The sequence below is a fragment of the Stenotrophomonas sp. STEN046 genome (assembly GCF_056759755.1).
Map to the genome: position 1 here is coordinate 1 of NZ_JBRRDR010000024.1, position 20,952 is coordinate 20,952.

General features: G+C 66.6%; 20 protein-coding genes. 9 read left to right on the forward strand and 11 right to left on the reverse strand.

Annotated features, from left to right (window positions below; translation table 11 throughout):
* Window positions 1-85: 85 nt before the first annotated feature.
* Window positions 86-565, reverse strand: a complete 480-nt coding sequence (locus ACVOLJ_RS12355) for a glutathione peroxidase (RefSeq protein ID WP_475281209.1) — start codon at window positions 563-565, stop codon at window positions 86-88.
* A gap of 160 nt (window positions 566-725) precedes the next feature.
* On the opposite strand from ACVOLJ_RS12355, the gene ACVOLJ_RS12360 reads away from it, so the two are divergent.
* A complete protein-coding gene (locus ACVOLJ_RS12360) occupies window positions 726-2,894 on the forward strand; it encodes a M3 family metallopeptidase (protein ID WP_481564242.1) in 2,169 nt (722 codons plus the stop codon).
* 140 nt (window positions 2,895-3,034) lie between these two features.
* On the opposite strand, the gene cfa is transcribed toward ACVOLJ_RS12360, so the two are convergent.
* From cfa to ACVOLJ_RS12375, 3 genes are read right to left on the reverse strand one after another with little or no spacing between them, the layout of a single operon-like run.
* Window positions 3,035-4,153 (reverse strand): cyclopropane fatty acyl phospholipid synthase, encoded by a 1,119-nt coding sequence (gene cfa / locus ACVOLJ_RS12365; protein WP_481564243.1) that lies wholly within the window; start codon window positions 4,151-4,153, stop codon window positions 3,035-3,037.
* Window positions 4,154-4,173: 20 nt separating this feature from the next.
* Complete coding sequence (locus ACVOLJ_RS12370) at window positions 4,174-5,055, reverse strand: DUF3298 and DUF4163 domain-containing protein (RefSeq protein WP_475281212.1); 882 nt, start codon at window positions 5,053-5,055, stop codon at window positions 4,174-4,176.
* 36 nt (window positions 5,056-5,091) lie between these two features.
* Complete coding sequence (locus tag ACVOLJ_RS12375) at window positions 5,092-5,394, reverse strand: GNAT family N-acetyltransferase (protein ID WP_475281213.1); 303 nt, start codon at window positions 5,392-5,394, stop codon at window positions 5,092-5,094.
* Window positions 5,395-5,603: 209 nt separating this feature from the next.
* On the opposite strand from ACVOLJ_RS12375, the gene ACVOLJ_RS12380 reads away from it, so the two are divergent.
* On the forward strand, window positions 5,604-5,765 hold the full coding sequence (locus tag ACVOLJ_RS12380; protein ID WP_475281214.1) for a hypothetical protein: 162 nt from the start codon (window positions 5,604-5,606) through the stop codon (window positions 5,763-5,765).
* 60 nt (window positions 5,766-5,825) lie between these two features.
* Here ACVOLJ_RS12380 and ACVOLJ_RS12385 read toward each other — a convergent pair whose 3' ends face one another.
* On the reverse strand, window positions 5,826-6,452 hold the full coding sequence (locus ACVOLJ_RS12385; RefSeq protein WP_475281215.1) for a rhomboid family intramembrane serine protease: 627 nt from the start codon (window positions 6,450-6,452) through the stop codon (window positions 5,826-5,828).
* 7 nt (window positions 6,453-6,459) lie between these two features.
* Entirely contained in the window at window positions 6,460-8,025 is a 1,566-nt protein-coding gene (locus ACVOLJ_RS12390; protein WP_475281216.1) for a POT-type proton-dependent oligopeptide transporter, read from the reverse strand.
* A 162-nt stretch (window positions 8,026-8,187) separates the two neighbouring features.
* On the opposite strand from ACVOLJ_RS12390, the gene ACVOLJ_RS12395 reads away from it, so the two are divergent.
* Complete coding sequence (locus ACVOLJ_RS12395; protein WP_481564244.1) at window positions 8,188-9,033, forward strand: endonuclease/exonuclease/phosphatase family protein; 846 nt, start codon at window positions 8,188-8,190, stop codon at window positions 9,031-9,033.
* Between the two features lie 103 nt (window positions 9,034-9,136).
* On the opposite strand, the gene ACVOLJ_RS12400 is transcribed toward ACVOLJ_RS12395, so the two are convergent.
* On the reverse strand, window positions 9,137-9,748 hold the full coding sequence (locus ACVOLJ_RS12400; RefSeq protein WP_089236174.1) for a superoxide dismutase: 612 nt from the start codon (window positions 9,746-9,748) through the stop codon (window positions 9,137-9,139).
* Between the two features lie 222 nt (window positions 9,749-9,970).
* Here ACVOLJ_RS12400 and ACVOLJ_RS12405 point away from each other — a divergent pair, with 222 nt between their 5' ends.
* The gene (locus tag ACVOLJ_RS12405) at window positions 9,971-10,426 is read left to right on the forward strand and encodes a guanyl-specific ribonuclease (RefSeq protein WP_475281218.1); all 456 of its coding nucleotides are present in this window, start codon (window positions 9,971-9,973) and stop codon (window positions 10,424-10,426) included.
* Entirely contained in the window at window positions 10,423-10,836 is a 414-nt protein-coding gene (locus tag ACVOLJ_RS12410) for a barstar family protein (protein WP_475281219.1), read from the forward strand. The genes ACVOLJ_RS12405 and ACVOLJ_RS12410 overlap by 4 nt, the downstream gene beginning before the upstream one ends.
* Window positions 10,837-11,011: 175 nt before the next feature.
* Here ACVOLJ_RS12410 and ACVOLJ_RS12415 read toward each other — a convergent pair whose 3' ends face one another.
* Together ACVOLJ_RS12415 and ACVOLJ_RS12420 are read right to left on the reverse strand one after the other, a co-directional pair.
* Entirely contained in the window at window positions 11,012-12,766 is a 1,755-nt protein-coding gene (locus tag ACVOLJ_RS12415) for a hypothetical protein (RefSeq protein ID WP_481564245.1), read from the reverse strand.
* Window positions 12,767-12,776: 10 nt separating this feature from the next.
* Window positions 12,777-13,376, reverse strand: coding sequence for an NfuA family Fe-S biogenesis protein (locus ACVOLJ_RS12420; protein ID WP_481564246.1), 600 nt, complete (start codon window positions 13,374-13,376; stop codon window positions 12,777-12,779).
* Window positions 13,377-13,465: 89 nt separating this feature from the next.
* Between ACVOLJ_RS12420 and ACVOLJ_RS12425 the strand changes: the two genes are divergently transcribed.
* The 3 genes from ACVOLJ_RS12425 (at window position 13,466) to zupT (ending at window position 15,137) form a co-directional block, all read left to right on the forward strand.
* On the forward strand, window positions 13,466-13,816 hold the full coding sequence (locus ACVOLJ_RS12425; protein WP_475281222.1) for a 4a-hydroxytetrahydrobiopterin dehydratase: 351 nt from the start codon (window positions 13,466-13,468) through the stop codon (window positions 13,814-13,816).
* Window positions 13,813-14,229 (forward strand): energy transducer TonB, encoded by a 417-nt coding sequence (locus ACVOLJ_RS12430; protein WP_475281223.1) that lies wholly within the window; start codon window positions 13,813-13,815, stop codon window positions 14,227-14,229. Before ACVOLJ_RS12425 ends, ACVOLJ_RS12430 begins: the two co-directional genes overlap by 4 nt.
* 98 nt (window positions 14,230-14,327) lie before the next feature.
* Entirely contained in the window at window positions 14,328-15,137 is an 810-nt protein-coding gene (zupT, locus tag ACVOLJ_RS12435) for a zinc transporter ZupT (RefSeq protein WP_481564247.1), read from the forward strand.
* 122 nt (window positions 15,138-15,259) lie between these two features.
* Here the strand turns inward: zupT and ACVOLJ_RS12440 are convergent, their stop codons facing one another.
* Window positions 15,260-16,234 carry an RluA family pseudouridine synthase gene (locus tag ACVOLJ_RS12440; RefSeq protein ID WP_475281225.1) on the reverse strand — a complete coding sequence of 325 codons (975 nt, stop codon included), beginning with the start codon at window positions 16,232-16,234 and terminating at the stop codon, window positions 15,260-15,262.
* A 406-nt stretch (window positions 16,235-16,640) separates the two neighbouring features.
* On the opposite strand from ACVOLJ_RS12440, the gene ACVOLJ_RS12445 reads away from it, so the two are divergent.
* Window positions 16,641-19,931, forward strand: a complete 3,291-nt coding sequence (locus ACVOLJ_RS12445) for an Rne/Rng family ribonuclease (RefSeq protein ID WP_481564248.1) — start codon at window positions 16,641-16,643, stop codon at window positions 19,929-19,931.
* Window positions 19,932-20,062: 131 nt separating this feature from the next.
* On the opposite strand, the gene ACVOLJ_RS12450 is transcribed toward ACVOLJ_RS12445, so the two are convergent.
* A complete protein-coding gene (locus ACVOLJ_RS12450) occupies window positions 20,063-20,950 on the reverse strand; it encodes an endonuclease/exonuclease/phosphatase family protein (protein ID WP_481564258.1) in 888 nt (295 codons plus the stop codon).
* Window positions 20,951-20,952: the final 2 nt, after the last annotated feature.

Genomic DNA, 20,952 nt, shown 5'->3' on the forward strand with positions numbered 1-20,952 from the left:
TCTCTACAACACGCCGGCCGCCGCCGCGCGGGGGCCCGCGCGCGCGTCCCCCTCGGCGCCTCCGGCCGCCCCGCCCGGGGGCCCGCTACAACAGCGCTTCTACCGCGCTGCGCAGCTGCTCCGGGGTGGTGGTCGGCGCGTAGCGCGCCACCACCTGGCCCTGGCGGTCGAGCAGGAACTTGCTGAAGTTCCATTTGATCCTGGCAATTCCCAGCAGCCCGCGCTTTTCATGCGACAGCCATGCCCACAGCGGGTCGGCGCCCGCGCCGTTGACCTCGATCTTCTGCGACAGCGGGAAACTGACCGGGTAGTCGAGCGAGCAGAACTGGCGGATCTGCGCGGCATCGCCCGGCTCCTGCGCGCCGAACTGGTTGCAGGGGAAGCCGACCACCACCAGCCCGCGATCACGGTAGTCCTGCCACAGCTGCTCCAGCCCGGTGTACTGCGGGGTGAAACCGCAGCGGCTGGCCACGTTGACCAGCAGCAGGGGGCGCCCCTGGTACTGCGCCAGCGACTGCGGCTGGCCATCGAGGTCGCGGAAGCTGAAGTCGTAGGCGGTGGGCATGACGGCAGGTCCAGGGGCGGTGATTGCATGGTACCCGGGCCGCCACCGATGGGGTGGTTCTACGGCTGCGCGGCAGCGCCAGCATGCCTTTTGACACAAGTGCGGGCGCGCCGGACCGGGTTACCCTCGGGCCCTTGTTTGCCTTACCGGAGTATCGACCTTGACCACCCGTCTTGCCCTTGCCGTGGCCATGACCCTCGGCCTTGCCCTGCCCGCCTACGCTGCCAGCGCCGCCACCCCGGCCGCCGCCAGCAACGCCCAGCAGGCCAACCCGTTCTTCGCCGACAGCCCCCTGCCGCTGCACTTCCCGCAGTTCGACAAGATCAAGGACAGCGACTTCGCCCCGGCCTTCGACGCCGGCATGGCGCAGCAGCTGAAGGAAGTGGAGGCCATCGCCAACACCAAGGCCAAGCCGACCTTCGACAACACCATCATCGCCCTGGAAAAGAGCGGTGACACCCTGGATCGCGCGACCACCGTGTTCTTCAGCCTGGTCGGCGCCGACACCAACGACACCCGCAAGAAGCTGCAGGCCGACTACTCGGCGAAGTTCGCCGCGCACAGCGATGCGATCGCGCTGAACGGCAAGCTGTTCGCCCGCATCCAGGCCCTGTACGACAGCCGCACCACCCTGGGCCTGGACGCCGAAGGCGTGCGCCTGGTCGAGAAGTACTACGACAACTACGTGCGCGCCGGCGCCAAGCTGTCCGAGGCTGACAAGACCAAGCTGAAGGAAATGAACGCCGAACTGGCCAACCTGGGCACCAAGTTCAGCCAGAACGTGCAGTCTGAAGTGAACGCCTCGGCGATCACCGTCAACGACGTCAAGGAGCTGGACGGCCTGTCCAAGGAGCAGATCGCTGCCGCTGCCGAAGCCGCCAAGGCCCGTGGCCTGGACGGCAAGTACGTGATCACCCTGCTCAACACCACCGGCCAGCCGCCGCTGACCAACCTGGCCAACCGCGCCCTGCGCCAGAAGATCTACGAAGCCTCCACCACCCGCGGCAGCCGCGGCGGTGACTTCGACAACACCGCGCTGGTGTCGCGCATCATGCAGCTGCGTGCCGACAAGGCCAAGCTGATGGGCTTCCCGAACTTTGCCGCCTACAACCTGACCAACCAGACCGCCAAGACCCCCGAAGCGGTCAACGCGATGCTGGGCAAGCTGGCCCCGGCCGCCGTGGCCAACGCCAAGCGCGAAGCCGCCGACCTGCAGGCGATGATCGACAAGGAACAGAAGGCCGCCGGCAAGAAGACCTTCGCCCTTGAGCCGTGGGACTGGGCGTTCTACAGCGAGAAGGTGCGCCAGGCCAAGTACAACTTCGACGAATCGCAGCTGAAGCCGTACTTCGAAATGAAGAACGTGCTGGAGAACGGCGTGTTCTACGCGGCCGGCCAGGAGTTCGGCCTGACCTTCAAGCAGCGCACCGACCTGCCGGTCTACCACGACGACGTCACCGTCTACGACGTGTTCGATGCCGACGGCAGCCAGCTGGCGATCTTCATCTTCGATCCGTACGCACGCGCCTCCAAGCGTGGCGGTGCATGGATGAACTCGTACGTCTCGCAGTCCAAGCTGACCGGCTTCAAGCCGGTGGTCGCCAACCACCTCAACATCCCCAAGCCGCCGGCCGGCCAGCCGACCCTGCTGACCTGGGATGAGGTGAGCACCACCTTCCACGAGTTCGGCCACGCCCTGCACGGCATGTTCTCCAACGTGAAGTACCCGTACTTCTCGGGCACCGCCGTGCCGCGCGACTTCGTCGAGTTCCCCTCGCAGGTCAACGAGATGTGGGCCGACAACCCGGCCATCCTGAAGAACTACGCCAAGCACTACCAGAACGGTTCGGCGATGCCGCAGGCGCTGCTGGACAAGGTGCTGGCGGCGGCCAAGTTCAACCAGGGCTTTGCCACCACCGAATATCTGGGTGCGGCCATGCTGGACCAGCGCTGGCACCAGATCGGCCCGGACCAGGTGCCGGCCGCCAAGGACGTGATGGCCTTCGAGCGCGCCGCGCTGGAGAAGGACGGCATCTACTACGCGCCGGTCCCGCCGCGCTACAAGACCCCGTACTTCAGCCACATCATGGGCGGCTACTCGGCCGGCTACTACGCCTACATCTGGTCGGAGGTGCTCGACGCCAACACCCAGAAGTGGTTCAACGACAACGGTGGCCTGAGCCGCAAGAACGGCGACCATTTCCGCGCGACCCTGCTGTCCAAGGGCGGCAGCGTGGATGCGATGCAGCTGTTCCGCGATTTCGCCGGCCACGAGCCGCAGATCGAACCGCTGCTGGAAAAGCGTGGCCTGACCGGCGCCGGCAACTGATTGCCAGTGCGGTAGTGTGAAATGAAAACCGCCCGGGAAACCGGGCGGTTTTTCTTGTGCGCCATCCACGCATGGCATGGATCTACCGCCTGGCTGCGTGGTTCCCGTGGATCCACGCCATGCGTGCATGCCCGTTCCGGTCAGCGCGGCGCCACGTAGCCACCCGGTACGCCCTGCGGCGACAGCACCAGCTGCCACAGCTGCGCATGCCGGCTACGGAACGTTGCCATCGACCCCGCCAGGTAGAACCGCCACAAGCGACGGAAGCGCTCGTCGTAGCGCTGCGCGTCCAGGGCCGGCCACGTCGCCTCGACGTTGCGTCGCCACGCCTGCAGGGTCAGGTCATAGTCGGCACCGAAGTTGTGCCAGTCCTCAAGCACGAAGTGCCCTTCGAAGGCCCTGGTGATCTGCACCGCCGACGGCAGCATGGAATTGGGGAAGATGTAGCGCGCGATCCAGGGATCGGTGCGATGCCGCGAGATGTTGCTGCCGATGCTGTGCAACAGCAGCAGCCCGCGCGATGACAGGCAGCGACGTGCCACCTCGAAGAAGCTGCTGTAGTTCTTGTCGCCGACATGTTCGAACATGCCGATCGAGAACACCGCGTCGAATGGCTCATCCAGTTCGCGGTAATCCTGCAGGCGGATCTGGATCGGCAGCCCGGCGCACAGCTCACGGGCGAAATCGGCCTGCTCCTGCGATATGGTCACCCCGACCCCGCTGACACCGTAGCGCTCGGCGGCGAACTTCAGCGCCTCGCCCCAGCCACAACCGATATCAAGCACGCGCTGACCGGGACGCAGCCCGAGCTTGCGGCAGACCAGATCCAGCTTGGCTTCCTGCGCGGCATCGAGCTCATCGGCATGGCGCCAGTAGCCGCAGCTGTACACCAGGCGCCGGCCAAGCATCGCCTGGTACAGATCATTGCCGAGGTCGTAATGGCGGCGGCCCACTTCATAACTGCGCTGGCCGGCCTGCAGATTGAACAGCCGCGCCTTCAAGGCGTCTGCCACCTCACGCCAGCCATGCACGCGCTCGTCCAGATGCGCCTGCATCAGATGGACAAGAAATTCATCCAGGACGTTGGCATCCCACCACCCGTCCATGTAGCTTTCGCCCAGCCCGAGCGAGCCGTGCGCCATGACCCGCGCGAAAAAGCGCGGGTCATGCACCTGGATATCCTGCGGCCGGGTTCCATCGATCTGGACCCCGGCTTCCTGGAGCAGGCCGGCAACCCGCTCCTGCAACCCTGTATCCACGCCTCCTCCTGCCTCTGCGGTTACCCGCGTGCGAACAGCTCCACGTAGTCCTTGGCCACGTGTGGCAACAGCACCGCCGCCGGCACATCGGCAGTCTGGGTGCCATCCGAGTATGGACCCACCTGGTAGGGCGGGAATACGAAACGCAGCGCGGTGATATGGCCCTGCGGATCGGTGACCGGCTGGAACTGGCTGAAATTGTCGGCCTGCGGCCCGGTGCCATCGGCAATCATCCGCGACGCATTGCGCAGTGATTCCTGCAGCTGGGCCGGGTCCATGTCCTCACCGCTCAGGCGGGTGGCCACGCGCTCGCGCAGCTGATCGGCGACGAAATCGCTGATCGCCTTCCAGCCCTTGGCGTCGGCCACCAGCTTGTCGGCACTCAGCATCTGCTGCTGGGCCGGCAGCCAGACAAAACGCGCCACCAACGGCTCGCCGTGGGCGCCACCGGTATAGCGGCTGCCATCGGCACTCACCACCACCAGTTGCGGGGTTTCCAGCAGCTTCTCGAAACTCAGGGAAAGCTCGTACGGCATGGTCGGCTTGTCGTTGCCCAACCCGTCCAGCGCCTGCTGCAGGTCGCTGCGCGCAGCGGTAGCGTAGTCCTGCAGCGCACGCGCCAGGCCCGGGTAGCGGTCGATACCTGCCGGGTAGCTGATCCCGACCACTTCGCGTTCGTTGTTCTCGATCACGTCGCGCAGGTCCAGCGGTGCTTCCGCGGCAGGCGCCTGTGCGACGGCCGGAGCGTCGACCGCAGGCGCTGCGTCGGCGGCCGGTGCCGCCTCGTTTTCACGCTGGCAACCCGCCAGCAGCAACACGCCCACCGCGCCGGCCAGCACGCTCGCGCGCAGTGGCCGGTTGTTTCCAATCTTCATCGGGATCCCCTGTTCATGTTCATACATCATCGCCTGCCCTGGCTGAAGCGTGGCCCGCTGGATTCAGCCTACCAATAGATCGTGATATTCCTCGTGCCGCTGCAGGAACGCCTCGGCGTAGGCACATGCCGGCACGACCTTGTATTTCTTCTCGCGGGCGAACCGCAGCGCAACGCGGGTCAACTCACCGGCAATGCCGCGCCCGGCAATCGCCTCGGGCACCTCGGTGTGGGTAATGACCATCCGCCTGCGTTTGATCTGGTACTCCAGCAGTGCCACCTGCCCGCGGACATGCGCGGTGAAACGATGGTTTGCCTGATCGTGTTCGACCTCGTAAGCCAGACCGGGGGGCGTGACCGAAGCCATGGGACTGTCTCCTGCGGCGACTGCGTGGATGGTGCGCAGGCGGGCGCCATGATCGCGTGAAGCCTGAACAGGGGCAAGTCGCGGCCGAATACGTCAGTTGTTGCCCCTCAAGCTCCAGCCGGGGCTGCCGCTAACCCCTCTGCAGGGGTGCGCCACGCTGGCATGGCCCTTGCGAAAGCTGACTTTGCGACCTGCCGTGGAGGCCCGTCATGACCCCGAGCGATTCCCATACCGACCCTGACCACGCCCTGCTGGAGGGCCTGCTGCAGCTTGCCGTGGAAGGCCAGACTGAAGACCAGGCGTTCCAGAGCATCGGCGAGGAAGTGTTTTCCCGCCTGCTGGATACCTACGGGCAGGAAACCCGGGCCTGACCCGGATCGGGGCGGCGACCCCGAGGGGGCCGGATCCATCGGATCCGACCCCGCCAGACCTCAACCGCCGCCGAGGCGGAAGGTCGGGTTGGACAGCTCACGCAGGAAGTGGGTGAAGATGCTCGGCTGCATGGCCAGCATGAAGATCACGCCGAACGCGGCACCTGCCAGGTGCGCGCTGTGGTTGATGCGATCGCCGCCGCGCTTGTCCATCCAGATGCTGTAGCCGACGTAGAACGCGGCGTACACGATGGCCGGTGCCGGGATGAAGAACACCAGGATGATCGACCACGGCTTGATCAGGATGAAGGCGAACAGCACCGCCGACACCGCACCGGACGCGCCGAGGCTCAGGTAGTTCGGATTCTTCTGGTTCTTCAGGTAGCTGGGCAGGATCGAAACCACCAGCGCCCCGATATAGAACGCCGGATAGGTCAGGTAGCTGCCGGTCAGCTGCACCATCACGCTCTCGATGAATCCCCCGAAGAAGAACAGGGTGATCATGTTGAAGATCAGGTGCGACCAGTCGGCGTGGATGAAGCCATAGGTGACCAGGCGGTCGTACTGGCGGTGGCGGTCCACCGCCGGCGGCCACAGGATCAGGCGGTCGGCCAGCTTGCGGTTGTTGAACGCCATCCACGACAGGATGGCGGTGATGGCGATCAACAGCAGATTGACGGGGGTCATGTCAGGCTCAGGCGGTACGGTAGTTGTCGACCATACGATAGCGCTTGGCATACCAACCGAAGGCCAACGCCGCCACGAACGCAAAGCCGGCGAAGAAGAACATCAGGAATGCCGCCTCGCTCAAGCCGGTACTGGCGATCTTGTGGGTCACCGTGTCGTTGCGTACCGCCGCGTTGGACAGCAGCACCCACAGGTTGCCGATGGTGGTGGTCAGGTTCCAGAAACTCATCACCACCCCCTTCATCGCCTGCGGCGCCTGGCTGTAGGCGAACTCCAGGCCGGTCGCCGACACCAGCACCTCACCGAAGGTCAGCAGTGCGTAGGGCAGCATCTGCCAGAAGATCGACATCGCGTTGCCGCCATCCATCACCACCTGGATGCCACCTACCACGATCCAGGCCAGGCCACTGAAGGCGATGCCGGCGGTCATCCGGCGCAGCGCGGTCGGCTCGAAGCCGAAGCGGCGCAGGGTTGGATACAGCACCAGGTTGTTGAACGGAATCAGGATCATCACCAGCAGCGGGTTCAGCGCCTGCATCTGCGAGGCGGTGAACCAGCTCGGCATCTGCATCTGCTGGCCCTGCAGCACCCAGGTCGATGCCTTCTGGTCGAACAGCGAGAAGAACGGCGTGGTCAGGGCGAAGATCACCAGCACGCGCAGCACCGAGCGCACGCCCTCCACCGCCTCGGCCGGATGCTGGCCGCGGGCGCGGTCCAGCTGCAGCCAGGTGCCGCCACCCACGCCTGCCAGGATCGCAACCAGCGCCAGGCACAGGCAGATGACGATGCCCAGCGAACCGACCAGCCCGAAGGAAGCCACTGCCAGCACGAAGCCGGTGATCGCGATGACCAGGCCCGGACGGCCCTGGCCGGCGATGCGCGTGGTCAGCGCCGTGCGCACCACGTTGGCGAACGAATGCGGATCCTTCGGCGGCAGCGGCACCAGCACGTAGCGCTTGCGGCCCAGCCAGAACACGAAGGTGGCAATGAACATCAGGATGCCCGGGATGCCGAACGCCCACTGCGGGCCCCAGTTCTTCAGCACCAGCGGGATCAGCAGCGAGGCGAACAGCGAGCCGAAGTTGATGATCCAGTAGAAGGCATCGAATACGAACTTGGCCAGGTGCTTGTTGCTCTGGTCGAACTGGTCGCCCATGAACGAGGCCACCAGCGGCTTGATGCCACCGGCGCCCAGCGCGATCAGGCCCAGGCCGAGGAAGAAGCCACCGCGGCTGCCCTCGAACAGCGCCAGGCACAGGTGGCCCACGCAGTAGACCAGGCTGAACCAGAGGATGGTGTGGTACTTGCCGAAGAACCTGTCGGCCAGCCAGCCACCGAGCAGCGGGAAGAAATACACGCCGATCATGAAGCTGTGCATGATGTCCTTGGCTTCACCGGCGCGGCCCTCTGCAGTGATTTCCTGCAGCAGCAGCGAGGTGATCAGGAACTGCACCAGGATGTTGCGCATCCCGTAGAAACTGAACCGCTCGCAGGCCTCATTGCCGATGATGTACGGGATCTGGCGCGGCATCTTTCCCTGGCCGGCGATGGGGGCGACTGCGTCGTGGCTCATCCTGTAAGGCATTCCTGCAAAACGAAAGGCGCAAGAGTACCGGAACCTGTGCGCCCGAAGCACGCTGCAGGGCTGCATGACAGCCGCGCCAAAGCATGGCAGGCATGCCCGGCCCTGCCGGAAGTCACGGAACCTCCACGACAAAAGCGTAAACTTATCGTTATGCGCCCCCACCCCTCTGCCCGCATCGTGCTCAGCTGCCTTGCCCTGCTGCTGGCGATGCCGGCGTTTGCACGGCCGCAGGCACCGCCGGCCACAGGCACGGCCGTGGAAGTGCGCCAGTTGACCGTCGCTGCGCTGGAGCTGCCCAGCCGCGACGAAGGCCAGTGGAAGCAGCGCCGCGAACAGGTGCTGCAGCTGCTGGGCAGCCTGCAGCCGGATGTCATCTCGGTGCAACAGGTGCTGCAGCAGCAAGGGCGCAACCCAGCATGCTGGTTGGCCAGCCGCCTGCGCTACAGCTGCGATTTCGTCACTGCCGACCCGCCCAGCCAAGCGATCCGGCACGGCAATGCGATGCTGACCCGGCTGCCGGTCAGCGAAGATGGCGTCACGCTGCTGCATCCCCCCGGCACCTTCAGCGCGGCCGGCATGATGCGCCTGCGCCTGGGCGAGGATGACATCAACGTGTATGTCGCCCGGCTGCGCCCGGATCCGGATGACGCCACCGCACGACTGCACCAGACCAGCGACCTGATGACCTGGATCAGCGCGACGGCCGACGGCATGCCCAGCTTGATTGCAGGCGATTTTTCCGCAAGCACCGTCGAACTGGTACGCAGCACGCCCGGTTTCCAGCCGGCCCGCCGCAACCCCGGCGGCCGCCCGGAAGCGGCGGCCAGCGGAGGCGGCGCCAGCGGGCATGGCCTGGACGTGCTGTTCCAGGTCAAGCATTTCGGCGGCATCCGCCAGCAGGCGATCGCGCTTCCCGCCGACGGCGACCTGCCCGGCCTGCGCCTGGGCGTGATGGCAACGCTGCGCCTGCAGGGTGTACCGGCAACCACCGAATAACCGTTGCGCTGCGCTCGCCGGGCCATGCCCGGCGGATGCATCGGCAGGCAAACAAAAAGGCCGGGGTCTCCCCCGGCCTTTTCATTTCATTCCGTCACCGCGATCAGGCGATCGCTTCCTGGTAACGACGCTCGACTTCGTTCCAGTCGATGACGTTGAAGAACGCGCCGATGTATTCCGGGCGACGGTTCTGATACTTCAGGTAGTAGGCGTGTTCCCACACGTCCAGGCCGAGGATCGGCGTGTTGCCTTCCATCAGCGGGCTGTCCTGGTTGCCGCTGCTTTCGACCACGACCTTCTTGTCCGGGGTCACGCTCAGCCACGCCCAGCCACTGCCGAAACGGGTCAGGGCAGCCTTGGTGAAGGCATCCTTGAACTTGTCGAAACCGCCCAGGTCCTTGTCGATCGCCTTGGCCACATCACCCACCGGGTTGCCACCAGCGTTCGGAGCCATCACGGTCCAGAACAGCGAATGGTTGGCGTGGCCGCCACCGTTGTTGCGCACCGGGCCCTGCAGGTTCTCCGGCAGCGACTTCAGCTTCTTCACCAGTTCTTCGACCGGCAGGTCGGCGTACTCGGTGCCTTCCAGCGCAGCGTTGACGTTGTTGATGTAGGTCTGGTGATGCTTGGTGTGATGGATTTCCATCGTCGCCGCATCGATATGCGGTTCCAGCGCGTCGTAGGCGTAGGGCAGCTTGGGCAGGGTGTAGGCCATGATGCATCTCCTGATAGCGAGGGCACCCGACGGCATCGTCGGGCGGTGCGCGGTGAATGATGGGGACAGAACGCAAGATTACCAAGGGGGATGTAAAGGAAATTGCGTCCTGCCGGTGAGCATGCCGACAATTGTTACGCCATGGTGAGGCGATGTCGCCCTCATGCATCGTGCAGCGCACAGGCGCTACAGTGCCTGCACTCCCCTTGCCTGCTCCTGCCCATGCGCAACCCCCGGCTGTTGATCACCGCCATCGCCCTGCTGCTGCTCGGGCTGGTCGTCAATCATTTCCTGCAGCGGCCGCCACCGCCACAGTTCGCGCCCGGGCTGCAGAACACGCCGTCGGCCAGCGCCGCGCCTGCGCGCAGCAGCAGCACCGCCAATGGCTTGCCGGCGTTCCTGCCGGCCGAGGCCCGACAGACCATCGCCCTGATCCAGCGCGGCGGCCCGTTCCCGCACCGCCAGGACGGCAGCACCTTCGGCAACCGCGAACAGCAACTGCCGCAGCGTCCGCGCGGCTATTACCGCGAGTACACCGTCGATACCCCCGGAGCAGGCAACCGCGGCGCGCGCCGGATCGTGACCGGCGGCGAACCGCCGGATGCCTGGTACTACACCGACGACCATTACCAATCATTCCGCAGCTTCACCGTACCGGCCTCCGGAGAACGTCAATGAGCCACGATGATTTCGGCCTCGGCCTGCATGACATCAACAATGCCGGCGTCTATGCCATCGACAGCGGCGACATCGGCGCGCTGGCGGCAGCGATGCGCGACGCCGACCTGAAGGTGATACGGATCGATCTGGAAGGCGTGAGCGACAAGCGCACCCTGCTGGCGCGGCTGGCGGCGCAGATGGATTTCCCCGCGGGCTTCGGCGGCAACTGGGATGCGCTGTCGGACAACCTGCGCGACCTGCAGTGGCTGCCGGCCAACGGCTACGCGTTGTTCCTGGCCGATGTCGATGCGCTGCGTGCCGGCGCCGGCAAGGATTTCGACACCCTGCTGGACATTCTGGATGAAGCCAGCCGTGATTGGCTGGGCCGCGACGTGCCGTTCTGGGTGTTCCTGGCGCAGCGCGAATAGACGCAATGCTCCGGTAGAGGCCGACCTTGGTCGGCACTCCTGCCAACCAAGGCTGGCATCTACCAAGCAATCCGCCGCCCCGCCCGCAATGGCTCCGGCGAGGAGCCCCCTTGTTGTTCAAGGGGGCGCGCCAACGGCGCGGGGATAAGGAAACATGCGTGGACAATGGGAGCCGCTAGCGGCTCCCATTGTCTTCCTGCAGCTCTCTCTTGAACGGGATATCCGGCGGCGGCCGCGCCACTGCCGGCTGGTCCTGCATGTTCGGATCGGTCAGGCCACAGCCACCACCTGCCTGCAGGATCGAGATCACGCAGGAAATCTTCGTGCTGGTGCCAGGTAGCGGAATTTCCATCGCCTTGACACCCTTGCGCACCCATTCGGCCAGCAGTGATTCCTGTGGCACCCAGTACTTGTCGAACGAGGTAGGCGTGTAATCGTAGGGCGGCCGCTTCAACCATTTTCCGGACTCGGCGATACGCTCCTTGCTCCAGCCATCGTTGGCACCGCCCGGAGCACCGCGCTCGACCTGGCCGGCGCCGTCCTGGCCTGCCACCCGCACGCTTCCATCTGCATTGAACAGGCCGTCACCCTTGCCGGTGCTGCTGGCGTGTGCCGCGCCCTGCGTGGCGCCATCCCGGTTGCGGCTGGAGGCACCCCAGTCGTCGCCACGTGCCGGCGTCGCCCAGTTGCCAGGTGTCGGCGCTGGACGCGCACCCGCCTGTGCAGCGGCAGCGGCGGTCGCCGGACGCGACGTGCGTGCGTTGTTCTGCGAGGACGCGGCAGAGGGCGCCGGTACCGGCGTCGTCGCGCTTGCATCGGAAGTCGATGCTGACGGTGCCGGCGCGGCCGAAACCGCACGCTCGCGCACCTGCACGTCCCTGCCAACAGGAGCGCGCACGCTTGGTGCGCGCCCCGCCACCGTGGCCATGCGCACCTGCGGATCAGTCACCGCCTGTACTTCGCGTTCCCGCACCTGCACGTCCCGCTGCGGCACGCGGATCTGCACTTCGGCACTGCGCACCGCCGGTGCAGCCACCGGGGCTTCAACGGAGGTGATCTCCCGCTCCTGCACCTGCACGTCGCGGATGCGTGGCGCCTGCACCGGCAACGACGGAGCGGGCACCGGCACGGGTATCGGCACGGCCTGGACCGGCTGCACGCTGCGCTCGCGCACGGTGGGTGTGTTGTCGCGCGGAACCACGCTGACCTCGGTGCGCGGCAGCGCGACCGGTGGTACCACGAAGTCGGTGCTTGCCTGCTCCACCTCGGTGGCCTGCACCGGTGTCGGTGGGGATGTGGCCACTGGCGCCGGTTCGGCCTCGGCCGGCGGCGGTACGCGCGCAGCCGGCGCAGCTGCAGCCGCCGCAGGGGACGGCGCGGCCGCCGCTGGCTGCGGCTGTGGTTGCGGGGCGGTTGCCGCACCGGCATCCTCGCCCGCGGCACCGGCAGGCGACGCGGCGGCGGCCTCCGCGCCTGATTGCTCGCCACCGCCCTCCTGGGCACCGCGGCCGACAAATTCAATCTGCACGCGTTCGCCGTCGGCACCGTCCTCTTCAGGCGAGGTGGTACGGATCACCGCCACCCACAGCAGCAGCAGGAAGAACAGCAGATGCAGCAGCGCGCTGACCACCGCGGAGGTCCAACGCATCCAGCGCTGGTCACGGGGTGCAGGCTCCCAGTCCTGCCAGAACAAGCGGCGCACGGCGGCCCAGCGCCCAAGGGCTGGCAGCCTGCCGGGCGACACCAGCAACGGCCGCGGCAGCAGCACCGCGATCACCTCGCGGGCGTGGAACGGGCGCGGCAACGGTGTCAGCGTGCGCAACCAGATCGCCCAGCCGTACGGCAGGCCGGTCTTCTTCTCAAGGATGGGCGGTCGCTGCTGGCGCGCCAGCAGCAGGTCGATGAGTTGCTCGGCTCTGGGCAGAGGCACGCGTTGGCGGTCAGGCCGCGTTGCCGCGCGGAATATACGGCGCGTGGCCGCTGTCGTGGTCGGTGGCATCGCGTACGGCGGTTACACCCGGTACGCGGCCCATCAGGGTCTTCTCGATGCCCTGCTTGAGGGTCACATCCGCCATGCCGCAGCCCTGGCAGCCACCGCCGAAGCGCAGCAGCACCACGCCGTCGGCCGAAACTTCCTGCACGGCCACCTTGCCGCCATGCGAGGCAAGCTGCGGGTTGACCTCGTTTTCCACCACCCAATGCACGCGCTCGACCAGCGAGGCCGCATCACCGGGCGCTTCACCCTTGATCCGCGGGGCCTTGATGGTCAGCTGCTGGGTACCGGTGGTGCTGGCCACGATGTCGATTTCCGCACCGTCGAGCCAGCCAACGCTGCTGGAATCGACATAGAGCGTGAAGCCATCGCAGTCGACCGCCCACTCGTCGCCGTGCAGGTCGGCCGGTTCGGCGAACTCGAGCCGGGCGTCGGCACGCGAGGTGCCAGGATCGACCGCACTCAAGCGCACGCCCATGCCGGGCACGCCCTCGCGTTCGATCAGCTTGCGGAAATGGGTCTGGGCAGTGTCGGAGATCTGGATCATCAGGCTATTCTAGCCAAGTAAGCGTTAGCCGCTCATTCGTTTTATACACCGGCCGGCGCATTGTTCAGTCAACACGAGGTGGAAAACCCATGTCCGACCTGATTCCGCTGGCACAGGCCCGTTGCGTGCCGCGTAAAGGCAGCGACCACAAGCTGGGCGAGGCCCGCCTGGCCGAGCTGCTGCCGCAGGTGCCCGGCTGGGAGCTGGCCGAGGCCGGCCAGGCGCTGGTGCGCACGTTCCGCTTCAAGGACTACTACGCGACCATGGCCTTCGTGAACGCGCTGGCCTGGATCGCCCACGGCGAGGACCACCACCCGGACCTCGGCGTGCACTATGACCGTGCCGTCGTGCGCTACTCCACCCACGATGTGGGCGGCCTGAGCGAGAACGACTTCATCTGTGCGGCCAAGACCTCGGCCCTGACGGAGCAAGTGAAATGAACGTGCGATTGCTGAGCCTGTCCCTGTTCGCCGCCGCCGGCCTGGCCGGTTGCGGTGCCTCCGAGCCGCCGGCAGCCCCGGCTGCAGCGCCCACCGAAGTGGCCGCGGTGAAGACACCGCCGCCGCAGTATCCGCTTGAGCTGGCCTGCATGGGCGTGGGTGGCACCAGCACGTTCAAGGTGGTGATCGGCACCGACGGCAAGCCCAGCGAGGTCAATCTGCTGACCGGCGCCGGCAACCCTCAGCTGGATGAACTGGCAAAGACCGCCGTGCAGGGCTGGCAGTTCAAGGCCGCCACCCGCAATGGCGAAGCGGTGCCGGCCACCATCCAGGTGCCGGTCAGCTTCAACCCGCCGCAACCCAAGCCGGACCAGTGCTTCGCCATCGAAGAGAGCCTGCGCCGCGGCAGCTGACCGCCCCACAGCGACGAGGCCAGCCGACGCCCGCCTCGCCCTTGCCGTCCCGGCCACCGCCGGGGCGGTTGCCCAGATGACCAGGATTGCGTCGGTACATGCTGCAGATTCCCCCCGAAAACATCTGGATCGCCCTGGCGGTCACCCTTGCTGCGGGCCTGGCCACATCCATCGGCAGCCTGCTGGTGCTGTTCTCGCGCCGCCCGAACCCGCGCCTGCTGGCCTTCGGCCTGGCCTTTGCCGGCGGCGCGATGGTCTACGTGTCGCTGTCGGAGATCCTCAACAAGTCCATTGCCTCGTTCGCCCTGGCCTATGGCGAGCGCACCGGCTTCACCTACGGCACCCTCGCCTTCCTGCTGGGTGTGGTGGTGATCGTGCTGATCGATCATTTCATTCCCAACCCGCATGACAGCCTGGACAAGCAGGACCCGGCCTTCCGCGAAAACAGCCGCGAGTACCTGAAGCGGGTCGCCCTGCTGACCTCGATCGCGATCACCGCGCACAACTTCCCGGAAGGCCTGGCGACCTTCTTTGCCACCCTGGAAAGTCCCTCGGTCGGCATGCCGCTGGCGTTCGCCATCGCCATCCACAACATTCCCGAGGGCATCGCGATCGCGGTGCCGGTGTACTTCGCTACCCAGAACAAGCTCTATGCGTTCACCGCCAGCCTGCTGTCGGGCCTGGCCGAGCCGGTGGGTGCGGCGATCGGTTACGTACTGTTGTCCGGGTCGCTGTCACACGCCACCTTCGGCTGGGTGTTCGGGCTGATCGCAGGCGTGATGGTGTTCCTGGCGCTGGATGAACTGCTGCCGGCGGCCAAGCGCTATGCCAGGGGCCACGAGACGGTCTACGGGCTGGTGGCCGGCATGGGCACGCTGGCGATCAGCCTGGTGCTGTTCAAGTGGTGAGGGGCACCGAAGGGCGCATCCACGCATGGCGTGGATCTACCGAACCCAGGTAGCGCCAGGCCATGCCTGGCGACAGTTCTTCCCGCATCCGCCGGGCATGGCCCGGCGCTTCCTGATCATTTTCAGCGAAGTCGATCCAGCGCCTCGACCAGCTCATCGGCCAACGGCGCGTTCAGCACGTACGGGCTCTTGCCCGCGTCCAGCGCGAACTCCAGCGAGGCCGCGTGCAGGAACAGGCGCTTCAGCCCGATCTGCTCACGAAGCCGCTTGTTGACCGCAGGATCGCCGTACTTGTCGTCACCGGCCACCGGGTGCCCCAGGTGCTGGGCGTGCACGCGGATCTGATGCGTGCGGCCGGTCTCGATGCGCACCTCGCAGTAGGAATGCCCACCCTTGCGCTCCAGCACGCGGAAGTGGCTGATCGATTCCTTGCCGATCGCGTTGACCTGCACATGACGCTCGCCACCCTGGCGCAGGCCGACATGCAGCGGTGCATCGACGGTCATCACCCCGTCGGGCATGCGACCGGCCAGCAGGGTCAGGTAGCGCTTGCGGATGCCGGCGCCATGGTCCTCGCGCAGCAGCGCCTGCAGCTCACTCAGCGCCGAGCGCTTCTTGGCCACGATCAGCAGGCCCGAGGTATCCCGGTCCAGGCGATGGACCAGCTCCAGGGTCTGGCCCGGGCGCAGTGCGCGCAGGGTCTCGATGGCGCCGAAGCTGATGCCGCTGCCGCCATGGCTGGCGACCCCGGTCGGCTTGTTCAGGGCCAGCAGGCGCGCGTCCTCGAAAACAATGGCCTGCTCCAGCCGGCGCATGAACGCTTCCGGGGGGCCGGCCTTGTCCCCCTCTTCGGCGAGACGAACCGGCGGGATACGCACTTCGTCGCCGGCCTCCAGTTTGCGCTCGGCCTTGGCGCGACCGCCATTGACGCGGACCTGGCCGCTGCGGACCAGCTTGTACACCAGGCTGCGCGGGGCACCCTTGAGCTGGCCGAGCAGGAAATTGTCCAGGCGTTGGCCTGCGCGATCGGCAGGAACGGTGATCATGCGCACGGAAGGCTTGTCGCCGGCCGGCGTGGTGGGGTCTTGGGCAGTCATCGGGCTGTTTATTCTGTTACACTCGGGGGGCGAGATAAGGGATTGATTTCGTTGGAAGTTACTCAGGGCCAGAAGCCCAGCTTCCGACGAATCCGGCACAGTGCGCGACCACCGCCCGCGGGGCGGCCATGTTAGCGGCTCACCGGCGTTCCCGGCCATCGCCGATTGCCTGACACGCAGTCGCGCTGAACATGTCCCGTGCGGCGCTCCAGCCTGGCTGACAGCTGCCTCCGGCCCTGCAACACCCAAAACCAGAAAATTGAAGCGCTCCCGCGGCCTGCCGTGGTGTCGTAGCGCTGGAAACCCAAGCCGCCCTCCCCGCGCTTGCGCGAATGGGCGGCGAACCGTGTCCAGAGGCGAAACTCCATGGCGTTCCGCGCGGTAGCCGCTTGCGAGGAACGCAACAATGAAGCGAATGCTGATCAACGCCACGCAGGCTGAAGAGCTGCGTGTTGCCATCGTGGATGGCCAGTCGTTGTATGACATCGACATCGAGCAGCCGTCCAAGGAACAGAAGAAGTCCAACATCTACAAGGGCCGGATCTTCCGCATCGAGCCCTCGCTGGAAGCGGCCTTCGTTGAATACGGTGGTGGCCGCCATGGCTTCCTGCCGCTGAAGGAAATCTCCCGCGATTACTTCCAGGCCGGTGTCGACCACAACAAGGCCGGTATCCGCGAACTGCTGAAGGAAGGCCAGGAGATTGTCGTCCAGGTCGACAAGGAAGAGCGTGGCAACAAGGGCGCCGCCCTGACCACGTTCATCTCCCTGGCTGGCCGCTACATGGTGCTGATGCCGAACTCGCCCAGCGCCGGCGGTGTCTCCCGTCGCATTGAAGGCGAAGACCGGGCCGCCCTGAAGGACGCCCTGGACAAGCTGAACATCCCCGACGAAATGGGCGTCATCATCCGTACCGCCGGCGTTGGCCGCGACGCGGAAGAGCTGCAGTGGGATCTGGATTACCTGCTGAACGTCTGGCGCGCGATCGCCGAAGCGGCCCTGAGCAAGCCGGCCCCGTTCCTGATCTACCAGGAATCGCGCCTGATCGTGCGCGCCCTGCGTGACTACCTGCGCGCCGACATCGGCGAGATCCTGGTGGACACCGAGGAGATGTACGAGCACGCCAAGGAGTTCATGCAGCAGGTGATGCCGCAGACCCTGCGCAAGCTCAAGCATTACAAGGACGATATCCCGCTGTTCAACCGCTTCCAGATCGAATCGCAGATCGAGGGCGCCTACGAGCGCAACGTGCGCCTGCCGTCGGGTGGCTCGATCGTGGTCGACCAGACCGAAGCGCTGACCGCCGTCGACGTCAACTCCTCGCGCGCCACCAAGGGCAGCGACATCGAGGACACCGCGTTCCAGACCAACCTGGAAGCGGCCGAGGAAGTGGCCCGCCAGTTGCGCCTGCGCGATCTGGGCGGCCTGGTGGTGATCGATTTCATCGACATGGCCTCCAACAAGCACCAGCGTGAGGTCGAGAACCGCCTGGCCAACGCGCTGAAGTACGACCGTGCACGCGTGCAGGTCGGCCGCATCTCGCGCTTCGGCCTGCTGGAAATGAGCCGCCAGCGCCTGCGCCCGAGCCTGGGCGAATCCAGCCAGATCGTCTGCCCGCGTTGCGACGGTCATGGCCGCATGCGCAGCGTCGAGTCGCTGTCGCTGTCGATCATCCGCGTTGCTGAAGAGCATGCGATGAAGGAGAACACCGGGCAGGTGCTGGTACAGGCCCCGGTGGAGATCGCCAACTACCTGCTGAACGAGAAGCGCAGCGCGCTGCGCGAGATCGAGCAGCGCCACGAGGCGCCGATCGTGATCGTCGCCGATGAGCAGCTGCACACCCCGCACTACACCGTCACCCGCCTGCGCGACAACGAGCTGGGCGAGGAAAGTGGCAGGCCGAGCTACCAGCGCGGCACGCCGCGCAAGCTGCCGGTGCACGCCCTGACCAAGGGCCAGCTGAACATCCCGCCGCCGGTGGTGACCCAGGTCAAGCACAACTCCCCCGCCCCGGTGCGTGAGGAAGTGGAACCGGCTGCAGCTCCCGCTCCGGCACCGGTGGTCGCAGCAGCTCCGGCCGCCGCCAGTGGTGGCGTCGTTGGCTGGCTGAAGCGCATCTTTGGCGGCGAGCCGGCACCGGCGCCCGCACCGGCCCCCGCCGCACGCCAGCCGCAGGACGGCGGCCGCCGTGACCGCCACAAGGATCGCAACAAGGACCGCAAGGACCGTCGCGAGGACAGCCGCGGCAATGGCGGCAATGGCAATGCGCAGCAGCAGAAGGACGGCGGCAACCGCAAGGACCGCGGTGAGCAGCGCAAGGACGGCCGTCAGGGTGGCAGCAACGCCAATCCGGCCAATGGCAATGCCCAGCAGCCGCCGCAGCAGGGCAAGCAGAAGGATCAGCAGAAGGATCCCCAGCAGCAGCCGCAGCAGCAGAACAAGCCGCGCAACGAGCAGGGCCAGGGCCAGGGCCAGCAGCCGAAGCTGAAGCAGCCCAAGCAGCCGCGTCCGCAGCAGGACGGAGACAAGCCCGCCGAGAAGCCGCAGCGCGCGGCTGTCGAAGCCGCTGTCGATACCGCGACTGCCGCCGTTGCGGTGACTGCCTCGGCAGTGGCCGCCAATGTGGTCACCGCCCAGGAAGCTACCGCACCGGTTGCTGTCGACGCGGCAACTGCCCCGGTGGCAGCGGCCATTCCGGCAGAAGCCCCGGCGGCGGTTGAAACCACGGGCGAGAATGCTGCAGCCAGCGGTGACGATGCACCGACCGATGCCACGGCAGACGCGTCGGGCGAAGGCGCAACCCGCCGTCGTCGTGGCCGTCGCGGCGGTCGTCGTCGTCGTCGTGGTGGCGCCGAGAACGCTGCAGGCGGTGATGTGCTGGGTGATGACCTGGACGATGGTGACGAGGCCGAAGGCGATGACAACGACGGCGATGCCGTTGAGCGCACTGCCCATGCTGCGGTCGATGCCCCGGTGAATGCGGCACAGCCGTCGCGTTCGCAGCCCGAGTTCGATTTCGATGACGAAGCCGAGCCGGCCGCGGCCGAAGCCGGGAAGCCGGCACGCGCCGCCGTCGCGGTCGCCGCCGCTGCCGCCCCGGTGGCTGCAGTAAGCAGCCCCGTGGTCGACGCAGCCACTGCGACGGTATCCGACGTGCAGGCGCCGGCGCCGGTGGCTGCAGCGGCCAAGGCCGATGCAACGCCATCGCCGGTGCAGACCAGCATGCTGGATGTCATCGATGCAGCGACGCCGGCGCAGCCGGCGCCCGAAGCGGCTGCGGTGATCGAGCCGAAGCCGGTGGCAGCTGAAGCCCCGGCAGTGGTCGCGGTTTCGCCGGTTGTCGCGCCGGCACCGGTTGTTGAAGCGGCGCCGGTTGTCGAAAAGTCGCCGGTTGTCGAAGCAACCCCGGTCGCTGAAACGACTCCGGTCGTGGAAGCCGCTCCGGTGGCCGACGTCGTACCGGTCGCTGCAGCCACCCCGGCCACCGAGCCGGAAGCCGTGATTGACGCCGCGCCGGTCATCGCGCAGCCGGCAGCCCCGGTGGCCGTGGAAGCCGCTGTGCCGATCGCCGATGCGGTGACGCCGGCCCCGGTGGACCCGGTGGCTGACGGCCACGCCGATGCTGCCGCCCAGGCCGCCGAGGCACAGGCCAGCGAGGACGATGAAGACGCCGGCAAGCGCACCCCGCCTGCCGTCTGATCTTCGTTCAACCAGCAACAACGAAACGGCGGGGATCGATGATCCCCGCCGTTTTTGTTTGTGCGCTTGGGTGTGGCCGACCTGGGCCGGCGCTGCTGGTGCGTGCCAACCGCGGTTGGCCTACCTGTGCATCAGGGCTTTGGCGCGAACTGCAGGCGGGTCCACACGCCGTAATGGTCCGAGGCCCAACGACCACCGTCGTCCGGCTGATCGAACAGGATCTTTGCTTCGCGCGCGACCATCTGGTCCTGCTGGAAGAAGATGTGGTCGATCCGCGATGGTGCCTGGAAGTAATGGCGATTGAGCGTACTGACCCCGGCCAGGTCGGTGTTGACGTGTACGCTGCCGTAGCTGTCACCGTAGTGGCTGCGCAGTTCGCTCAGATCGCCCGCGTCGACCAGCGCATTGAAGTCACCGGCGATCACCACCGGTGCCCCGGCAGCGGTCGCACTGATGAAGCGCAGCAGGTCCTCGACCTGGGTACGGCGGATCCCTTGCCCCACGCCATCGCTGCGTTCATTGAGGTGGGTGGCGTACACATTCACCGGCTGCCCCTGAACATCGATGCGCAGATGAGCCACGGTGCGGTAGTCGTCGCGGGGCAGCAACAGGTGTTCACCGCGGGCCTGGATCGGCCGCCGGGTCAGCAGCGCGTTGCCATAGCGCTTGGGTGCGCCGACCGGATCGGTGGAAACGAACACGTACTGGTAGCCGAGCTGACTGGCCAGCCACTGTGCCTGGTTGCGCACGCTGCGCTTCTGGATCACTTCCTGCAACGCGATGGCGTCGGGTTGCAGGCGCCTGAGCTCGGCCAGGATGGTCCGGCGCCGGCTGGGCCAGTCCTCGCGGTCATGGTGCAGGTTGAATGTCACCATGCTCATGCCGGGTTCGCTGGCTGCCGTCGCGGCCACGCGGCCGGCAGCTTGCGGCGGCGCCGCAGCCACCAGCCCCGGCAGCGCCAGGGCGATCGCCAAGCCCAGCGCGCGCCAACCCCGGCGCGCTGCATCCGCGTGCACCACGG